The following is a 16,203-nucleotide window of genomic DNA, read 5'->3' on the forward strand; positions in this document are numbered from 1 at the left end:
GCAGCACGATACCCGGCAAAATCATCCCATGCCAAACGCCAACAATCCCCTGCTCCAGGCCTGGACTCATCCGTACGGCCTTCCGCCCTTCAGTGACATCAAGCCCGAGCATTTCGAACCCGCCTTCGAAGTGGCGATGCGCGAGCAGCTGGCCGAGATCGATGCGATCGCCGCTGAGGCGGCGCCGGCCACGTTCGCCAACACCGTAGAGGCGTTGGATCGCGGCGGGCGCCTACTCGCCCGGATCAGCAAGGTGTTCGGCAACCTGACGTCGAGCGAGACCAGCCCGGCCTTGCAGGCCGTCGAGCGGGCAATGGCGCCACGCCTGGCCGCCCACCGGAATGCGATTTATATGCACGCCGGGCTGTTCGATCGCATCGCCGCTGTGCACGCCCGGCGCGATTCCCTTGGCCTCCAGGATGAAGATCTGGCGCTGCTGGAACGCGTTCACTTCGACTTCGTGCTCTCCGGCGCCAAATTGCCACCGGAATCGCGCAGTCGATACGCCGAGATCACGCAGGAGCTTGCGCAACTCACCACCCGGTTCGCCCAGAACCTGCTGGCCGAGGAGTCGAGCTGGGCGCTCCAGCTGAACGGTGAAGCCGATCTGGCCGGCCTGCCCGACTCCGTGCGCTCGGCCGCCCGCACCGCCGCGCTCGAGCGCGGGCTGGGCGCCGAAGCCTATGCCATCACCTTGTCGCCCTCACTGGCCGAGCCATTCCTGACCTTTTCATCGCGCCGCGACCTGCGCGAGATCGTGTGGCGGGCACGCGTAGCGCGCGGCGCCCATGAAGGCGAACACGACAACCGCCCCGTCGCGGCCGGCATCGTCGCCCTGCGCCAGGAACTGGCCGGGCTGCACGGCTATGCCAGTTACGCCGATTACGCGCTGGCCGACCGTATGGCCCAGGACACCGCCGCGGTGCTCGACCTGCTGCGCAAGGCCTGGGAGCCGGCCAAGGCCAAGGCGGCCGACGATCGCGCGCTACTGACGGCAACGGCAAAACGCCTGGGCGAGCCTACGCCCATCGCGGCCTGGGACTGGCGCTACGTGGCCGAAAAGGTGCGGCAGCAGCAGTTCGATCTGGACGATGCGGCGCTCAAGCCCTATTTCACGCTGGACAACATGATCGCGGCGATGTTCGATTGCGCGGGGCGGCTATTCGGCCTGCGTTTCGTCGAGCAGGCCAGCCCGGGCCTGTACCACCCCGACGTGCGGCTATGGGAGGTGCGGGGCCGCGACAACGCCCTGGTCGGCATCTTCCTGGGCGACAACTATGCCCGCGCATCCAAGCGCAGCGGCGCCTGGATGAGCGTCTTTCGCAGCCAGTCGGGCATCGATGGCGGCACCTTGCCCATCGTCATCAACAACAACAATTTCGCCAAGGCCAGCCCTACCCTCCTGAGCTTCGACGACGTCAGGACGCTGTTCCACGAATTCGGCCACGCCCTGCATGGCCTGCTGTCGCAGGTGCGGCACGAACGCCTGTCCGGCACCAGCGTGCTGCGCGACTTCGTCGAGCTGCCCTCGCAGCTGTTCGAGAACTGGGCGCTGGAGCCGCAGATCCTGCAGCAGCACGCGCGCCATTGGCAGACGGGCGAGCCGATCCCAAATAATTTGATAGACAAGCTGCTGCGCGCGCGGCGCTTCGACCAGGCCTGGGCCACCATCCAGTACACCGGCCCCGCGCTGATCGACATGGCCTTGCACAGCCTGCCGAACGGCACGCCCGTGGACATCGCGGAATTCGAGGCGCAGCAGTGCAAGTTGCTCGGCGTGCCCGAAGACATCGGGCTGCGCCACCACCTCACCCATTTCGGGCACCTGTTTGCAGGCGGCTACGCGGCTGGTTACTATGTGTACATGTGGGCGGAGGTTCTGGAGGCCGATGCCTTCGATGCCTTCGCCGAGAGCGGCGATCCGTTCCACCCCGAAACGGCGCAGCGGCTGCATCTGCATATCTACAGCACCGGCGGCAAGAGCAAGCCCGCCCATGCCTATCGCGCGTTCCGGGGAAGGGATGCGATGGTGGAGGCGATGCTGAAGAAGCGCGGGTTGGTGGGACACACTTGAGGAGTCGCGGATGCCCAAAAAAAATACCGTCCAAGCGCTTCAACACTGGCAGCCTCGCAGCGATAAGGGCAAGCCCTTCCCGCTGTCCGGGCTCGATCCAGCCGCTACACCGTTCTCTACGGGGGACAAGGACCAAGACAAGCTCGCCGTCGAGGAACTGGCGTCGGAAATCAACGAACTGCAAGACATGCTGTTCGCCGACAAGCGCTACAAGCTGCTGGTGATACTGCAGGGCATGGACGCGTCCGGCAAGGACGGGACCATCCGCGGTGTGCTCGGACAGGTGAGCCCCCTGGGCGTGCACGCCTACAGCTGGCGCGCCCCCACCGACGAAGAGCGGGCGCACGATTTCCTGTGGCGGATCCACCATCGCGTACCGGCGGCCGGTGAATTGACCATCTTCAACCGCAGCCACTACGAGGATGTATTGGTGCCGGTCGTCGAAGGCACGCTGAAGCGCGAGCAGACAGACCAACGCTTCCGGCAGATCAATGACTTCGAGCGCATGCTGGTCGAAACCGGGACTGTGGTGCTCAAGTTCATGTTGCTCATCAGCCGCAAGGAGCAGGGGCAGCGCCTGCAGGCCCGCATCGACGATCCGGCCAAAGCCTGGAAATTCGTTCCGCACGACCTCCAGGTTCGCCGGCAGTGGAACGCTTACCGCAAGGCCTACGAGGCGTTCCTCGGCGCCACCAGCACCGACGTCGCTCCCTGGACCATCGTGCCTTCGGATTCCAAGACCCATCGCAACCTGATGATCGGCACCATCGTGCGCGACACCCTGAAGTCGATGAAGCTGCGCTACCCGCCGCCCGCGCCGGAGATTGCCACCGCCCGGGTCAAATGAGTCAACGCCGGTCCTCCCAGTCCACCCATTCGACCGAGTGGGCCTTGAGATAGGAGCTGACCGCTTGGCCCATCGTTGGAAAGAACCGCTCCTCGCCCAGCCTGGAAAAGAGGCCGAAGCGCTTGAGCTTGTCCTTGACGGGATCCTTCATTTCGGCAAAACACAGATCGATACCTGCGGCGTCCAGCTCCCGGTCCAGTTCGTCCAAGGTGTCGGCGGCGGTGACGTCGACGCTGGTCATCGGTTCGGCGCCAACCACGAGCCAGCGCACCGGCGTGGGCGATGCCGCCACCGCGTCAAGCACCCGGTCACGGAACAACTCGGCGTTAGCGAAGAAAAGCGGCGCATCCCACCGGAACAACACCAGGCCCGGGATGGTGCGAGCCTGTGGATACCGGGTGATGTCGTGGTAGCCCTTGAGATCATCGACGCGACCCAGCACGGCCGAATGAGGGCGCCAGCCGTCCCAGAGAAACTCGATGACGGCAATCACGACAGCCAGTGCAATTCCCTGGATCGGGCCCAGTACGGCTACGCCGGCGAGGCAGCCGATGGACAACCAGAACTCCCAGCGCTGGATGCGATAAATCCTTCGCAGGTCGGCGATTTCGATCAGCGCGAGGGCGGAGGCAATCACGACTGCGGCCAAAGCCGCCTTGGGCAGGTTCTGGAGCAAATTCGGCGCGAACATCAGCAATGCAGTCACCGTGAGCGCGCCCACTACACCCGCGAGTTGAGTCCTGGCACCCGCGGCCTCCGCAACCGGCGTGCGTGAAGCGCTCGCGCTCACCGGCATGCCTTGGAAGAGCCCGGCTGCGACATTGGCAGCTCCGAGACCGACCATCTCCTGATTGGCATCGACGAAGGCGCCCTTCCGCGCGGCGTAAGTGCGAGAGAGCACGCTCGTGTCGGCGAACGAGACCAAGGCTATGGCCAGGCCGCCGAGCAGCACCGGGACGACGTCGCCCGAATCGATCCAGGGGAACACAAGCGCCGGCAGGCCTTGGGGTAATGCCCCGAGGACGGACACGCCGAAACGCGCCGCCAGATCGAAAGCCGCGACGATGACGGTGGCGCCGGCGACCGCTATCAAGACGCCTGGAAGTTGCTTGCTGCGCTTGAGAAGCCAGATCGTGGCGAGCGTTCCGGCGCCGAGTGCCAGCGCTACCCAGTTGGTTCTACCCGCCACAATCGCCTCCACGAATGCCCGGGACGCACTCAAGAGGCCGCGGCCCTCGACCGAGAAGCCGAACAGTGCGGGCAGTTGGCTGACCAACACGGTCAACGCGATGCCGTTCATGTACCCATAGCGAATGGGCTTGGACAGCAGCTCGGTGATGAAGCCCAGTCGGGCGAGTCCTGCCAGGACGCATACGCAGCCGGAGACAACGGCCATCAACGCAGCCAGGGTCATTGCGCGCTGGGGGTCCCCGGCGGATAGCGGAAGCACGACGCCCAGAATAAGGGCGATGTGCGAGGAATCCGGTCCGAGCACCAGCACGCGGCTGGGCCCGAACAAGGCATAGGCCAGCAGCCCGAAGATGGTGGCGTACAGGCCGCAAATGGCCGGAACCCCCGAGGCGACCGCATAAGCGATGCCGACCGGCACCAGCACCGCGGTCAACACCAGTCCGGCCAGGACATCGTGGTGAAGCCAGGCAATCTCGTACCCTCGAATGCTATCGATCCCAGGAAGCCAGCGCGCCCACCCGGTCTGGCGTGCGGCGCGCCGCAAAGGCTTCGAATCGCTCATGAACTGGCCCGACCTCAGGCCAATTCGACCAGAACGGGTTGGTGGTCGGACGCGTCCGTGGTGCCGTCGACTCGAACATCGCGAACACGGTGCGCGATGTCCGCGCTGACGAAGATAAGGTCGAAAGTGAACGGTGGGCCCGGCCATTGCGCCTTGTCGTGCACGCCCACCGTGGGCTCGTGCGCGCGACCGGGATGGGTGACTTCCCAAGCATCTTGGTAGGCCGGTGTCGCTGAGTCGATCGGCGCAAGCACCCGCGCGTGATCAGGCTCGTCGGGCCTGAAGTTGCAGTCGCCGAGCAGGACTGCCGCGGCGGCATGTGGCATGGCTTCGAATGGACCATGCGACGCGTCGCCGGGCTGACTCATATGCGAGCGCGCCACCGAGTCGCGGTGCAACTCGCGCAAGCGATCGATCTGGGCATCACGCTGGCGCGGCGAGTAGTACTCGAGATGTGTCGTCGTGACGCGCAGCGGGCCGAGCGGCGTGTCGAGCGTGGCCTCGATCGCGACCCGCTGCATGCTCATGACACCGTCCTCGGTGGGCCAGGGGAGGAGGTGCCGAAACACCTGCCGCACCGGCAGCCGCGAGAACAGCATGTTGCCGAACCGGCGGCGCTCGCCCGCCGTGCCGAGCGTGTCCACCGCCACCCCGGCGACTGGCTCGTAGCCCGGAAGTCTTGCCGCGAGCTGTTCGAACTGATCGCTTCCGTCGCAGCCGGGAAGCTGGTGGTGGCCGGCCGATACCTCCTGCAGGCACAGGACGTCGAAGTCCGCGAAGCGCTGCGCATGGGCGACGATGCGATCAAGGTCCACGCGGCCGTCGGCTCCCCGGCCCCACTGGATGTTCCAGGTGATGAGCTTCATGTCTGCTCCTGTCCTGACAAAGCCTGATCTGAACAGTCCCCAGCACAAGCACTCGCTAGAAACTGTTTCGCCTGTCACCAAAAGATCCCCTGGGCCATAGCCCAGCAACTAGACTGGTCTGATGAACGACGACGAGATTGCAATGCGCATGCAGCGCGAGGTGGTGGACAGTTACGACGAGGAACTCGAGCTCGAGCTGGAAGACCGCCCCTTCGACAGCGACGGATTGGAAGTCGCGCTAACGGAACAGGAGAAACGGGAGCGCCGGCGCTATTTCGCCGAGCTGTTGCGGCTGCAAGGCGAACTGGTCAAGCTGCAGGACTGGGTCGTGGCGAACGGGCATAAGATCGTCATCCTGTTCGAGGGGCGCGACGCGGCGGGCAAGGGTGGGGTCATCAAGCGCATCACGCAGCGCCTCAACCCCCGAGTCTGCCGGGTGGCCGCGCTGCCGGCTCCGAACGACCGTGAACGCACCCAGTGGTACTTCCAGCGCTACGCCGCGCACCTGCCGGCCGCGGGCGAAATCATCCTGTTCGACCGCAGTTGGTACAACCGCGCGGGCGTCGAGCGTGTCATGGGCTTCTGTACCGACGAACAATACGAAGAATTTTTCCGCACGGTGCCCGAGTTCGAGAAGATGTTGGTGCGCTCGGGCATCCAGCTGATCAAGTATTGGTTTTCCATCTCGGACCAGGAGCAGCACCTGAGGTTCATAAGCCGCATCCGGGACCCGCTGAAGCAGTGGAAGCTCAGCCCGATGGACCTTGAATCGCGACGGCGCTGGGAAGCCTACACCCGGGCCAAGGAAATCATGCTGGAGCGCACCCATATTCCCGAAGCCAGGTGGTGGGTGGTGGAAGGCGACGACAAAAAGAAGGCCCGCCTGAACTGCATCGACCACCTGCTCTCGCAGGTGCCCTACAGCGAGATCGAGCACCCCGTCGTGCAGCTGCCCGAACGCGTGCGGCACAAGGAATATTCGCGCAGGCCGGTGCCCAAGGAACTGTTTATTCCGGCCAAGTACTGACGGTTCTAGCGCAGCGGCTGCAGGTAGTTCTTCACCGCATACTGGCCGATCTCCTTGCCCATCTTCTGCCCTGTCTCGGTGGAGAAGCGATAGTGCACCCCGCTCCATACGCGGGCGTCCGACACCTCCTGCACGAACTCGGACACCTTGTTCCAGCGGCGCGTCACGCCGGGCAAAGTGGGACTCACCATCTCCAGGGGGCCAACCACATCGCCCAGCTCGCTTTGCAGCACCTGGCCCACCGAGGCGGCACTGATGCAATGCGCGCAGGGATATTCCGGGTGCATGGGCGCATCGACCAGCGGCAGCCAGCCCGCATCACGCTTGACTGCGGGATTGCCATGCTGGTCGCCGTTGCGCACGGCAGTCATGGGTCGCCAGAAGTTGTAGGTGTACTTGGCGTCGAACACGGCCACCAGTGCATCGTTGAACGCCATGTAGACCAGGGCGGCGACCCGCGCGGACTCCAGGGTACCCAGCTTGCGTTGCTCCACGGCCTGGCGCATGAGGCCGTTGAACGCCGGCGCACCGGTAATCACCCAGAACTGCGCCACTTGTGTCTGTTCGGCTGTGCGCTTGGTGGAGGCTCGGGCGCCGATCTGCTGAATCTCGTTGAAGTCGCGGGCCCACGTCTCGCTGGCGAGCGCCGGCGGCGGGGGCGGACGGAACTGGTCCGCGCTCTTCAGCAGCCACGGACGAGACAGCGCGAAGTCATGCGCGACAGGCAGCGTCGTGGGCACGTAAGACCCGGGGGTGGTGATCGGGCGGTACTGCGTGACCGCGCCCACGCGGTCATCGGCGCACCAGGTGAGGATGGTCTGCGCGGCCGCTTGGCCGACCGCGACACCGTCGTTGCGGGGCGCTCCCTCCGGCAGCTTCGCCAACGACGCCGAGAGCGCCTGGTCGAAGGTGGCGCGCTGGTCCGGGTAGAGCTTGACCAGCGCCGCATGGGCCGCAGCCGCCGCCGCGGCATCGATGGACGCATTCGGCGCCGCTGTGCCGGTGAACTTGAACTTCTGGTACTTGGGTTGGACGGCGTTGACCGCGTCGAACACGGCGGAATGGACCACCGCCATGCTGCGCGTCGTTAGCGTCGGCCCTTGTCTGGAAGCGACTGCCGCCTTGATGGCGATGTCGTTCCATTCGAGTACCGGGTTGGCGATGGCGTACAAAGGCGCTGCCAGAAGGAAGGGCGCAAGCCAATGCCTCCGGCCCATCACTGGGATTTGCATCCTGGTCTCCTATGACGCGGCGAACCCGCTGCGGCGGAAACTGTATGCCTCGCGCGCAGGAGGCGCAAAGCAAGAGATAAAGCGTTACAGGCTCGACAGCAGCGGCTGCTCGGCGCTACCCCTAGCGCGCAAGCGCTCGCAGGATCGCCTCGCGCGTTGGCCCGCGCACCTTGATCGCGTTGAGCACCTGGACGCGGCTGCGGCCGGTGGCGCGCATCAGGAACTCGACCTCGTGGTCGTGTTCGGTAGGCAGCTTGATCTCGGGTCCGCTCTTGGTCGGGTCGACGCCAGATTTAGCCATATTGCCGCCTAGTGTTGTGGTGGCCCACTGTGACAGGTAACTGTCGAGGTGTCCAACCCTGAATGCCGAACTGGTCCGACACCCGCTGCCATTGCGCGGGAGAACAATGGGACACGCGGCCGCGTAAGGCGGCCCCAACCCAGCAGGAGCAGCCATGACCGATCCTGAACGCAGCGAACGCGAACCCCAACCCTGGCATGCCGCGGACGAGAAACCCGCCGCCAGGAAACGCGGAGGACCCATAGGTACGCACAGCCTGACCGGCGACCCGGCCAGCGTCGGCATTCCATCGGCTCCTGAGGCCAAGAACAAACCCGAGCGCAGCACCCCGCGCGACATGCCGCCCGGCGCGCAGGAGCCCGATCCGCTGGCCGAGCCGCGCGCCAACGTCGGCGAGATTCTCGGGCACAAGCCTTGAGGCTGTCGGCGATCGTGTAAGCGGCGACGGCCTCCACGGGCTGCTCATGGGCAAGATCTGGCCTATCTAGCCCCTCATTTCATTTCTGGTTTTCGCCGAGCCACTTCAGGATGAAATCGGCGACCTGCAGGTTGTTCCTGTCCTGCATCATCATGTGCGAATTGCCCTTGATGCCGACCTCGGGAAGAGCCACCAGGGTGGCTCGGCCACCTTCGTTGCGGTTGATCCGCTGCACCACCAGCTTGCGCGCCTCGTAACGAGTGCGCGCGGTAAAGACCGGGGCATCCAGGTAGTCGCCAAAGAGTTCGAGTACCGGCACCCCCTTGTACGCGGCGATCTGTGCATCGGTCGGGACGATGGCCTGAGCACCTTCGATATTCACGACCGCGTGCACCAGGCCTGGCCGCAGCGCAACCAATGCATCGGCAAAAGGCCCCGCCAAGGAGTGGACCACCACCACCGCCGGGCCGATCTTGTCGAGCAAGGCGGCAAGCGCACGGGGCGCCGTTTGCATGGCGCCGCCCTCCAGCGTCACTTCGGCAAAGGGCACGCCCTGCGCGCCGAACGCCGATGCGGCCTGAATGGGGTATTGGCTGCCGGGATAAGCAGTCCCATGGGTCGGTCCGAAGCGAAACAGCGACCATGCGAGTTCAGCCGTCACCATCAGCATGGGGGGCGGAAGGGCCTTGGCGTCGGACTCGATCTTCGCCTGATTGAGCGCTGACGCATTGAATCCCGCTCGCCCGCGGCCGGGTGTGTCGACGACATAAACCGCATGGCCCTTGCGTGCGAAGTAGGTCGCCCATCCCTCGCGGCCATCGGGCGTCGTTTCGTAGCTCGCGCCCGTCAGGCCGCCTCCGTGGACCAGCACGACAGGGATCCTGCTGGTCTGGTTCGCGGGAATCCGGTAGTGAACGTACATCTGGTCCACCACCACGGTGCCGGGTGGCACCGGGCCGGCGGGTGAGACGCCAGGAAAGCGGGACATGGTATTGCGGCCTCCGACAAAGAAGGCGCCTTCATCGGCGAGGTTCAGGGGTGCTCCCAGGCTCGCAGCCCAGGTAGTCGGCACCCCGCCAATGGCGGCGAGTGCAAGTGTGAACGCTGAAAGCAGCTTCGTGAATCGGGGGTTTTGCATGACTTGTCTCCAGGATAGTTTTCGCTGGCGAAAGTGTGGTCACGCGTTGCCTCGATGTCCAACGAAGAGAAATCATGGATTCATGAGGCGGCCTTATGAGTGGCCGGTGGCATGCTTCTGGCTGGCAAGGAAATCGACAAAAGCCTGGGCCGCCGGCGAGACCGAGGATCCCGCCTTGCGCACCAGCAGCACTTGCCGCTCGACCAGCGGCTTCTCCAGTCGGCGCCATCTGATCCGGCTCTTGTCGGTCAACGACGTGGCATAGCCGGGGAGGATGGCGACGCCCAAGCCCGCAGCCACCAATCCAATGAGCGAGCCGGCGTAATCGGCCTCGAAAGCCGGTTGCAGCGGCAATCCAACGGATGAGAATCCCGCCTCGGCCAGATCCCTGAAGACACTGCCGCTGCGCAGCGTGAGGATGGGCGCAGAGGCCAGGTCTGCCCACGTGAGACGCTTCATGGAGGCAAAGGGATGCGAAACAGGAAAGACTGCGACCATGGCTTCCGTGAACAGCAGCAGCCGCTCCAGGTCCACCTCGGTCGCAGAGAAGGTCCCTATGCCCAGGTCGGCCGCCCCGCCGCGCACCAGAGGCAAAACCTGCATCGGCAACGTATCCTTCAAGACGAGTTCGATGCCGGGATAAAGCGCTTTGAATGCTGCCAGCACGGGCGGCAGAAACGTGCTCGATAGCACGAGCGGCGCAGCAATCACGACTCTTCCGCGCTCCTTGGCCACGAGCTTGTCGACCCCGTCGATCACGCTCTCGAGGTCACTCAGGATGCGCTGGGCCCCTGCAAAGAACTCGCTGCCGGCCGCGGTGAGGCTCACGGTACGCGTCGTGCGGTCGAGCAGGCGGGTATTCATCGCCACTTCGAGTTCCCGCACCAGCAAGCTCAAGGCAGACTGGGTGACGTGCATCGCCTGCGCGGCCCGGGTGAAGTTTCCAAGCCGGCCAACGAGAACAAAGGCCCGCAACTGGCGGAGGGTGACATTCATGAGGCGAGCCAATCACTTGATTGGAATAAATCGTTTGAATCATAGCGCCGCGGCGACTTTAATCACGCCACTACCCAAGCCAATACAACAGGAAGAGAGACATGAATCGACGGCAACTCATTGCGTTCCTATCCCTCGTTGCCGGCACCGCGCTGCCGGGAATCGCCGGCGCGCAAACTGCGTATCCATCCGGCCCCGTCAAGGTGCTGGTCGGGTTTCCGCCAGGTACCGCCGCCGACGTGGCCACCCGCGTCGTGACCGAAGGCATGGCCAAGCGCCTGCGCCAGCCATTTATCGTCGAGAACCGCGCCGGCGCGGGGAGCAACATAGCCGCCAGGGCCCTTGTTTCATCGCCGCCCGACGGCTACACCGTCTTCGTTGCGACCATCGCGAACACCATCAACGCCGGATTTCCCAATTCAACGGCCGTCGACCCGGTCAAGGATTTCATGCCGGTCACCATGATCGGCAACGTGCCGAATGTCCTGGTGGCGCATCCCTCGCTAGACGTCGCCACGGTGGCAGACGTCATCCGGATGGCCAAGGCCAAGCCGGGGGACCTCTCGTTCGCCTCTTCCGGCATCGGCACATCACCGCATCTTTCGGGTGAACTGTTCTCCATGATGGCCGGCGTGAAGATGGTCCATGTCCCGTATCGCGGCAGCACGCCGGCGGTGACCGACCTGCTGGCCGGTCAGGTGCAGCTCATGTTCGCACCGGCATCGTCGGTGCTCCAGCACGTTCGTGCCGGCAAGCTGAAGGCGTTGGCTGTCACCAGCCCAAAGCGCACGGCCGTTGCCCCCGAGTTGCCCACGCTGGATGAGCTTGGCCTCAAGGGTTTCGACACCTCGGTCTGGATCGGTCTCGTTGCGCCGGCCCGTACCCCGCCGGAAGTCACGGCCAAGCTGCGCGCGGCCGCCCACTCGACGCTCGATTCGCCCGAGGTCGAGAACGTGTTCAAGACGCAGGGCATCGACGTCGTCAAGACCAGCCAGGAAGAATTCAGCCGCCACCTGCGCAGCGAAGCCGCCCGGTGGTCCAAGGTCATCCAGGCCGCCGGCATCAAGCCCGAATAAATTTTTCATCACTAAAGGAATAGCGAAATGGCAAAACTCACCGCCGCGGAATGCCGCGAGTTCATCAAAGCCGTCACCGAGAAGGCCGAGGAAATGGGCGTGCCCCTCTCGGTTGCCGTGGTAGGCCCGGAAGGCAACCTGATCTCTTTCGAAAGGATGGACGACGCCGGCTTCATCACGCCCGATACGGCCCGAGCCAAGGCGTACACGGCAGCCGCATTCCGCTCCATGAGCCCCCGTTTCACCGACGGCCTCGTGATCCAGAAATGGTTCAAGGAACGCAATCCACAGATGCTGGTGAACGCAGCCGTCTTCAGCAACGGCCTGGTCTGTGCCTCGGGTGGCTGCGCGCCGGTGTTCAAGGGAGACGAGATGGTGGGCGCCTACGGCATCAGCGGAGCGACCGGTGACCAGGACGAAGAGATCGGCCGCTACGCCAGGGCCAAGGTCGGCTGGGCCCATATGCCGGCCAACGACACGACGCCGGAGAGTGTCAAGAAGCACGTCAACGAGATCTACGCCAAGGTGGGCCTGAGCGACCGGACCCTGTGAACTCATGACTATCGACTCAGCGAATATTGACTGCGCGGCCCGTGCGCTGCGCGAGGCGGCGTCCAGCGGCAACTTTGTCCCGCCGCTGCGCGAAAGCTATCCCGGGCTCGATGCCGCCGGCGCCTATGCGATCCAGCGGATCAACACCGAACACAGGTTGAAGCAGGGGCGCCGTGTCGTCGGCTGCAAGATCGGCCTGACCGCCCGCGCGGTGCAGGCGCAGCTCGGTGTCGACCAGCCCGATTTCGGCATGCTGTTCGACGACATGGGCTTCGGCGATTCGGACCCGGTCCCGATGGCCCACCTGCACCAGCCGAAGGTGGAGGCCGAAGTGGCCTTCGTGCTCGGCCGTGACCTGGCCATGCCGAACCCGGGCCATGCGGATGTGCTCCAGGCCATCGAATACGTGCTTCCCGCCGTGGAGATCGTCGGCAGCCGCATCGCCAACTGGAACATCCGTTTCGTCGATACGGTAGCCGATAACGCCTCCTCCGGAGCGTATGTGCTGGGCAGCACGCCGCGGCTCCTACGGGAGGTCGACCTGCAGCTGTGCGGCATGGTCATGACAAGGCGAGGCGAGCCGGTTTCGGTCGGCGCGGGCGCAGCTTGCATGGGCCATCCGCTGAATGCCGTGGCTTGGCTTGCCCGCACTATGGCTGCGCTGGGCCACCCGCTGCGGGCCGGTGACCTGGTGCTCTCGGGAGCGCTGGGCCCGATGGTGCCCGTCAGCGCAGGTGACGTCTTCGATGTCCGCATCTACGGCCTGGGCGCCGTCAAGGCGGCATTTGGCGGCCGTCCCGTCCAGGAATCACATTGATGAATCACATCACCGAACTTGCAACTATTCTCGATGACGCCGCGCGCCAGGCGCGCGCGGTTGCCCAGATCGATGCCGAGGGCCGCCTGTCGCTGGACGACGCCTACGCCGTCCAGAAAGCTTCGATCGAACGAAGGCTGGCACGTGGCGAGAAGCATGCCGGCATCAAGATGGGATTTACCAGCCGCAGCAAGATGGTCCAGATGGGAATCTCCGACGTGATCTGGGGCCGCTTGACCACGGGCATGCAGATCGAGGAAGGCAGTTCGATCGCCCTGGGCCGCTTCGTGCATCCGCGCGTCGAACCGGAAATCGCTTTCGTCCTCAAGAAGCCACTTCCCGGAATGGTCACCGCCGCCGAGGCGCTTTCCTGTGTCGAGGCCGTGGCCCCGGCGCTGGAGATCATCGATTCGCGCTACCGTGACTTCAAGTTTTCCCTGACGGATGTGGTCGCCGACAACGCATCGTCGAGCGGGTTCGTGATCGGCGCCTGGAACGATCCACGCGAGGACTTCAGCAATCTCGGCCTGACGATGAATGTGGATGGCGTTGCGGTCCAGATCGGTTCGACCGCGGCCATCCTGGGCCACCCCTTGCGCTCGCTGGTGGCGGCGGCGCGTCTGGCGGCCGCCGCCGGCGAGCCGCTCCAGGCAGGTGCGGTGGTGATGGCCGGCGGCGCGACGGCCGCGGAATGGATCAGGCCCGGAAGCTATGTCTCCATCGAGATGGAGCGTCTCGGCCATGCCGGCTTCCACGTCAATGAACAGGACTAGGCCATGAGCGACAAGGTCAAGGCAGCCATCATCGGTCCGGGCAACATCGGCTCGGACCTGATGATCAAGGTACTGCGCAATGCGAAATATCTGGAGATGGGCGCCATGGTCGGGGTGGATCCCTCGTCCGATGGCTTGGCCCGCGCCGAACGTCTCGGCATCCCCGTCACGTCCGACGGCGTCGAGGGCCTGCTGAAGCTGGACGTCTTCGACAAGATCGACGTCGTCTTCGACGCAACTTCCGCCGGTGCGCACCGCCACCACGACGAAGTGCTGCGCGCCCATGGCGTGCAGATCATCGACTTGACGCCGGCGGCGATCGGCCCCTATGTGATTCCCGCCATCAATCTCGAGTCCGAAAACGCGCCCAACATGAACATGGTGACCTGCGGCGGGCAGGCGACGATCCCCATCGTTGCCGCGGTATCCCAGGTTGCCAAGGTGCACTACGCGGAAATCGTTGCATCGATCTCCAGCAAATCGGCGGGGCCCGGCACCCGCTCCAACATCGACGAATTCACCGAAACCACGCGGGCGGCCATCGAGAAGCTCGGCGGCGCCGACCGCGGCAAGGCCATCATCGTGCTGAACCCGGCCGAGCCCCCTCTGATCATGCGCGACACCGTCTTTGTGCTGTCGGAGCTGGCCGATCAGGCGGAGGTCGAGGCCAGCATCGCTCGCATGGTGGCCAAGGTACAGTCGTACGTGCCGGGCTACCGCCTGAAGCAGCGCGTGCAGTTCGACGTCATCCCCGCAAATGCCCCGTTCAACGTGCCGAAACTGGGCCCACGCCATGGACTCAAGACCTCGGTGTTCCTGGAAGTCGAAGGCGCCGCCCACTACCTTCCTTCCTATGCAGGCAACCTGGACATCATGACCTCCGCAGCATTGGCCTGCGGCGACATGATGGCTCGCCGCCGGATCGCCGCCGGCATTGCGCGCGGCCTCCAGGAGCTGGCATGAACAAGCTCTACATCTCCGACGTCACGCTGCGCGACGGCAGCCATGCCATCCGGCACCAGTACAGCATCGCCCACGTCAAGGCGATCTCGGGCGCGCTCGACGCCGCCGGCGTGGACAGCATCGAAGTGGCCCATGGGGACGGCCTCGAAGGGTCGAGCTTCAACTATGGTTTCGGTGCGCACACGGACGTGGAGTGGATCGCCGCGGTGGCCGAAACGGTGAAAAACGCCAAGGTCGCGACACTGCTGCTGCCCGGCGTAGGCACGACGCACGATCTGCGCGCGGCCTACGACGCCGGTGCGCGGGTGGTGCGGGTTGCGACCCATTGCACGGAGGCCGACGTTTCGAGGCAGCACCTTGAGTACGCCCGGCAACTCGGCATGGACCCGGTCGGCTTTCTCATGATGAGCCACATGACCACGCCGGCGAAGCTGGCCGAGCAGGCCCGGCTGATGGAGGGCTACGGCGCCTCATGCGTGTACGTGGTCGACTCCGGCGGCGCGTTGAGCATGACCGACGTGCGCGACCGTTTCCGCGCGTTCAAGGACGTCCTGCGCCCGGAAACGCAAACCGGCATGCACGCACACCACAACTTGAGCCTGGGCGTGGCGAACTCCATCGTGGCGGTGGAAGAAGGTTGTGACCGGATCGATGCCAGCCTGGCCGGCATGGGTGCCGGTGCGGGCAATGCCCCGCTGGAAGTCTTCGTAGCGGCGGCCGAGCGCATGGGCTGGAACCACGGCACCGATCTGTACCGGCTGATGGATGCCGCCGACGACCTGGTCCGGCCGCTGCAAGACCGGCCTGTGCGCGTGGATCGTGAAACCCTGGCGCTCGGCTACGCGGGCGTGTACTCCAGTTTCCTGCGCCACGCGGAGGCCGCCGCCCGGAAATACGAGCTCAAGACCGTGGACATCCTGGTTGAACTGGGCAAGCGCAAAATGGTCGGAGGCCAGGAAGACATGATCGTGGACGTGGCCCTGGACCTGTTGAAGCTTCCACACCCCGCCTGATCATCCGCCCCCAGGAGCGGTTCACCACTTCATCTCGCCCTTGTTCACCTTGGCGCCAATCTCCAACGCGATGCCCGGGCCCGCCTCCGGGTAGGCCTGCTTCATTGCGCCGATGAGGGCACTGCTGTTGCGTCACATCCAGATTGCGGCACGTCCGGTCCCCGACAGGCCTCTGGAGGCCGACTGATGACGCAGCTATCCGTCGTGAACGGCAGATGATTGCTCATGTCCTGGCCGGATTGACGACCAAGGAGGCCGCCCGCGAGATGGGGATCTCTTCCACCACCGCGCTCACCTATCGCGACCGTGCTTTCAGCATCTGGGTATTCGCAGCCATCGGGAACTGATGGTTTTGCT

The 16,203-nt window shown here is 64.8% G+C and carries 17 protein-coding genes and 1 pseudogene; 11 read left to right on the forward strand and 7 right to left on the reverse strand.

Going from position 1 to position 16,203, the window contains the following annotated elements:
- The first annotated feature begins 28 nt into the window (after nucleotides 1–28).
- Together HNE04_RS03015 and HNE04_RS03020 are read left to right on the forward strand one after the other, a co-directional pair.
- Nucleotides 29–2,074, forward strand: coding sequence for a M3 family metallopeptidase (locus HNE04_RS03015; RefSeq protein ID WP_172216589.1), 2,046 nt, complete (start codon nucleotides 29–31; stop codon nucleotides 2,072–2,074).
- Nucleotides 2,075–2,084: 10 nt separating this feature from the next.
- Nucleotides 2,085–2,921, forward strand: coding sequence for a PPK2 family polyphosphate kinase (locus tag HNE04_RS03020; RefSeq protein ID WP_172216591.1), 837 nt, complete (start codon nucleotides 2,085–2,087; stop codon nucleotides 2,919–2,921).
- Between the two features lies 1 nt (nucleotide 2,922).
- On the opposite strand, the gene HNE04_RS03025 is transcribed toward HNE04_RS03020, so the two are convergent.
- Both HNE04_RS03025 and HNE04_RS03030 read right to left on the reverse strand, forming a co-directional pair.
- Nucleotides 2,923–4,674 carry a SulP family inorganic anion transporter gene (locus HNE04_RS03025; protein ID WP_172216593.1) on the reverse strand — a complete coding sequence of 584 codons (1,752 nt, stop codon included), beginning with the start codon at nucleotides 4,672–4,674 and terminating at the stop codon, nucleotides 2,923–2,925.
- Between the two features lie 14 nt (nucleotides 4,675–4,688).
- Nucleotides 4,689–5,540: an endonuclease/exonuclease/phosphatase family protein gene (locus HNE04_RS03030; RefSeq protein ID WP_172216595.1), complete on the reverse strand. Its 852-nt coding sequence runs from the start codon at nucleotides 5,538–5,540 to the stop codon at nucleotides 4,689–4,691.
- A gap of 121 nt (nucleotides 5,541–5,661) precedes the next feature.
- Here HNE04_RS03030 and ppk2 point away from each other — a divergent pair, with 121 nt between their 5' ends.
- A complete protein-coding gene (gene ppk2 / locus HNE04_RS03035; RefSeq protein WP_172216596.1) occupies nucleotides 5,662–6,567 on the forward strand; it encodes a polyphosphate kinase 2 in 906 nt (301 codons plus the stop codon).
- Nucleotides 6,568–6,572: 5 nt separating this feature from the next.
- On the opposite strand, the gene HNE04_RS03040 is transcribed toward ppk2, so the two are convergent.
- Nucleotides 6,573–7,799, reverse strand: a complete 1,227-nt coding sequence (locus HNE04_RS03040; RefSeq protein ID WP_172216598.1) for a vanadium-dependent haloperoxidase — start codon at nucleotides 7,797–7,799, stop codon at nucleotides 6,573–6,575.
- 121 nt (nucleotides 7,800–7,920) lie between these two features.
- Nucleotides 7,921–8,100 (reverse strand): DUF3606 domain-containing protein, encoded by a 180-nt coding sequence (locus HNE04_RS03045; protein ID WP_172216600.1) that lies wholly within the window; start codon nucleotides 8,098–8,100, stop codon nucleotides 7,921–7,923.
- 154 nt (nucleotides 8,101–8,254) lie between these two features.
- Between HNE04_RS03045 and HNE04_RS03050 the strand changes: the two genes are divergently transcribed.
- Entirely contained in the window at nucleotides 8,255–8,518 is a 264-nt protein-coding gene (locus HNE04_RS03050; RefSeq protein ID WP_172216601.1) for a hypothetical protein, read from the forward strand.
- 79 nt (nucleotides 8,519–8,597) lie between these two features.
- Here HNE04_RS03050 and HNE04_RS03055 read toward each other — a convergent pair whose 3' ends face one another.
- A complete protein-coding gene (locus HNE04_RS03055) occupies nucleotides 8,598–9,656 on the reverse strand; it encodes an alpha/beta hydrolase family protein (RefSeq protein ID WP_207717400.1) in 1,059 nt (352 codons plus the stop codon).
- 93 nt (nucleotides 9,657–9,749) lie between these two features.
- Entirely contained in the window at nucleotides 9,750–10,652 is a 903-nt protein-coding gene (locus HNE04_RS03060; protein WP_172216603.1) for a LysR family transcriptional regulator, read from the reverse strand.
- A gap of 101 nt (nucleotides 10,653–10,753) precedes the next feature.
- Here HNE04_RS03060 and HNE04_RS03065 point away from each other — a divergent pair, with 101 nt between their 5' ends.
- From HNE04_RS03065 to dmpG, 6 genes are read left to right on the forward strand one after another with little or no spacing between them, the layout of a single operon-like run.
- Entirely contained in the window at nucleotides 10,754–11,728 is a 975-nt protein-coding gene (locus tag HNE04_RS03065; protein WP_172216605.1) for a Bug family tripartite tricarboxylate transporter substrate binding protein, read from the forward strand.
- A 27-nt stretch (nucleotides 11,729–11,755) separates the two neighbouring features.
- Complete coding sequence (locus HNE04_RS03070; protein WP_172216607.1) at nucleotides 11,756–12,280, forward strand: GlcG/HbpS family heme-binding protein; 525 nt, start codon at nucleotides 11,756–11,758, stop codon at nucleotides 12,278–12,280.
- A gap of 4 nt (nucleotides 12,281–12,284) precedes the next feature.
- Nucleotides 12,285–13,097 (forward strand): 2-keto-4-pentenoate hydratase, encoded by an 813-nt coding sequence (mhpD, locus tag HNE04_RS03075; RefSeq protein WP_172216609.1) that lies wholly within the window; start codon nucleotides 12,285–12,287, stop codon nucleotides 13,095–13,097.
- On the forward strand, nucleotides 13,097–13,870 hold the full coding sequence (locus HNE04_RS03080) for a 2-keto-4-pentenoate hydratase (RefSeq protein WP_172216611.1): 774 nt from the start codon (nucleotides 13,097–13,099) through the stop codon (nucleotides 13,868–13,870). The genes mhpD and HNE04_RS03080 overlap by 1 nt, the downstream gene beginning before the upstream one ends.
- A gap of 3 nt (nucleotides 13,871–13,873) precedes the next feature.
- Nucleotides 13,874–14,833, forward strand: coding sequence for an acetaldehyde dehydrogenase (acetylating) (locus HNE04_RS03085; RefSeq protein ID WP_172216613.1), 960 nt, complete (start codon nucleotides 13,874–13,876; stop codon nucleotides 14,831–14,833).
- Nucleotides 14,830–15,846, forward strand: a complete 1,017-nt coding sequence (gene dmpG, locus HNE04_RS03090; RefSeq protein WP_172216615.1) for a 4-hydroxy-2-oxovalerate aldolase — start codon at nucleotides 14,830–14,832, stop codon at nucleotides 15,844–15,846. Before HNE04_RS03085 ends, dmpG begins: the two co-directional genes overlap by 4 nt.
- Nucleotides 15,847–15,867: 21 nt before the next feature.
- Here the strand turns inward: dmpG and HNE04_RS27930 are convergent.
- Nucleotides 15,868–15,975: pseudogene (locus HNE04_RS27930) on the reverse strand (MBL fold metallo-hydrolase); the annotation flags it as partial.
- 86 nt (nucleotides 15,976–16,061) lie between these two features.
- Here HNE04_RS27930 and HNE04_RS27935 point away from each other — a divergent pair.
- Nucleotides 16,062–16,193, forward strand: coding sequence for a hypothetical protein (locus HNE04_RS27935; protein WP_235964720.1), 132 nt, complete (start codon nucleotides 16,062–16,064; stop codon nucleotides 16,191–16,193).
- Nucleotides 16,194–16,203 lie beyond the last annotated feature (10 nt).

Source organism: Caenimonas soli (genome assembly GCF_013155545.1).
Lineage (GTDB): Bacteria > Pseudomonadota > Gammaproteobacteria > Burkholderiales > Burkholderiaceae_C > Ramlibacter > Ramlibacter soli.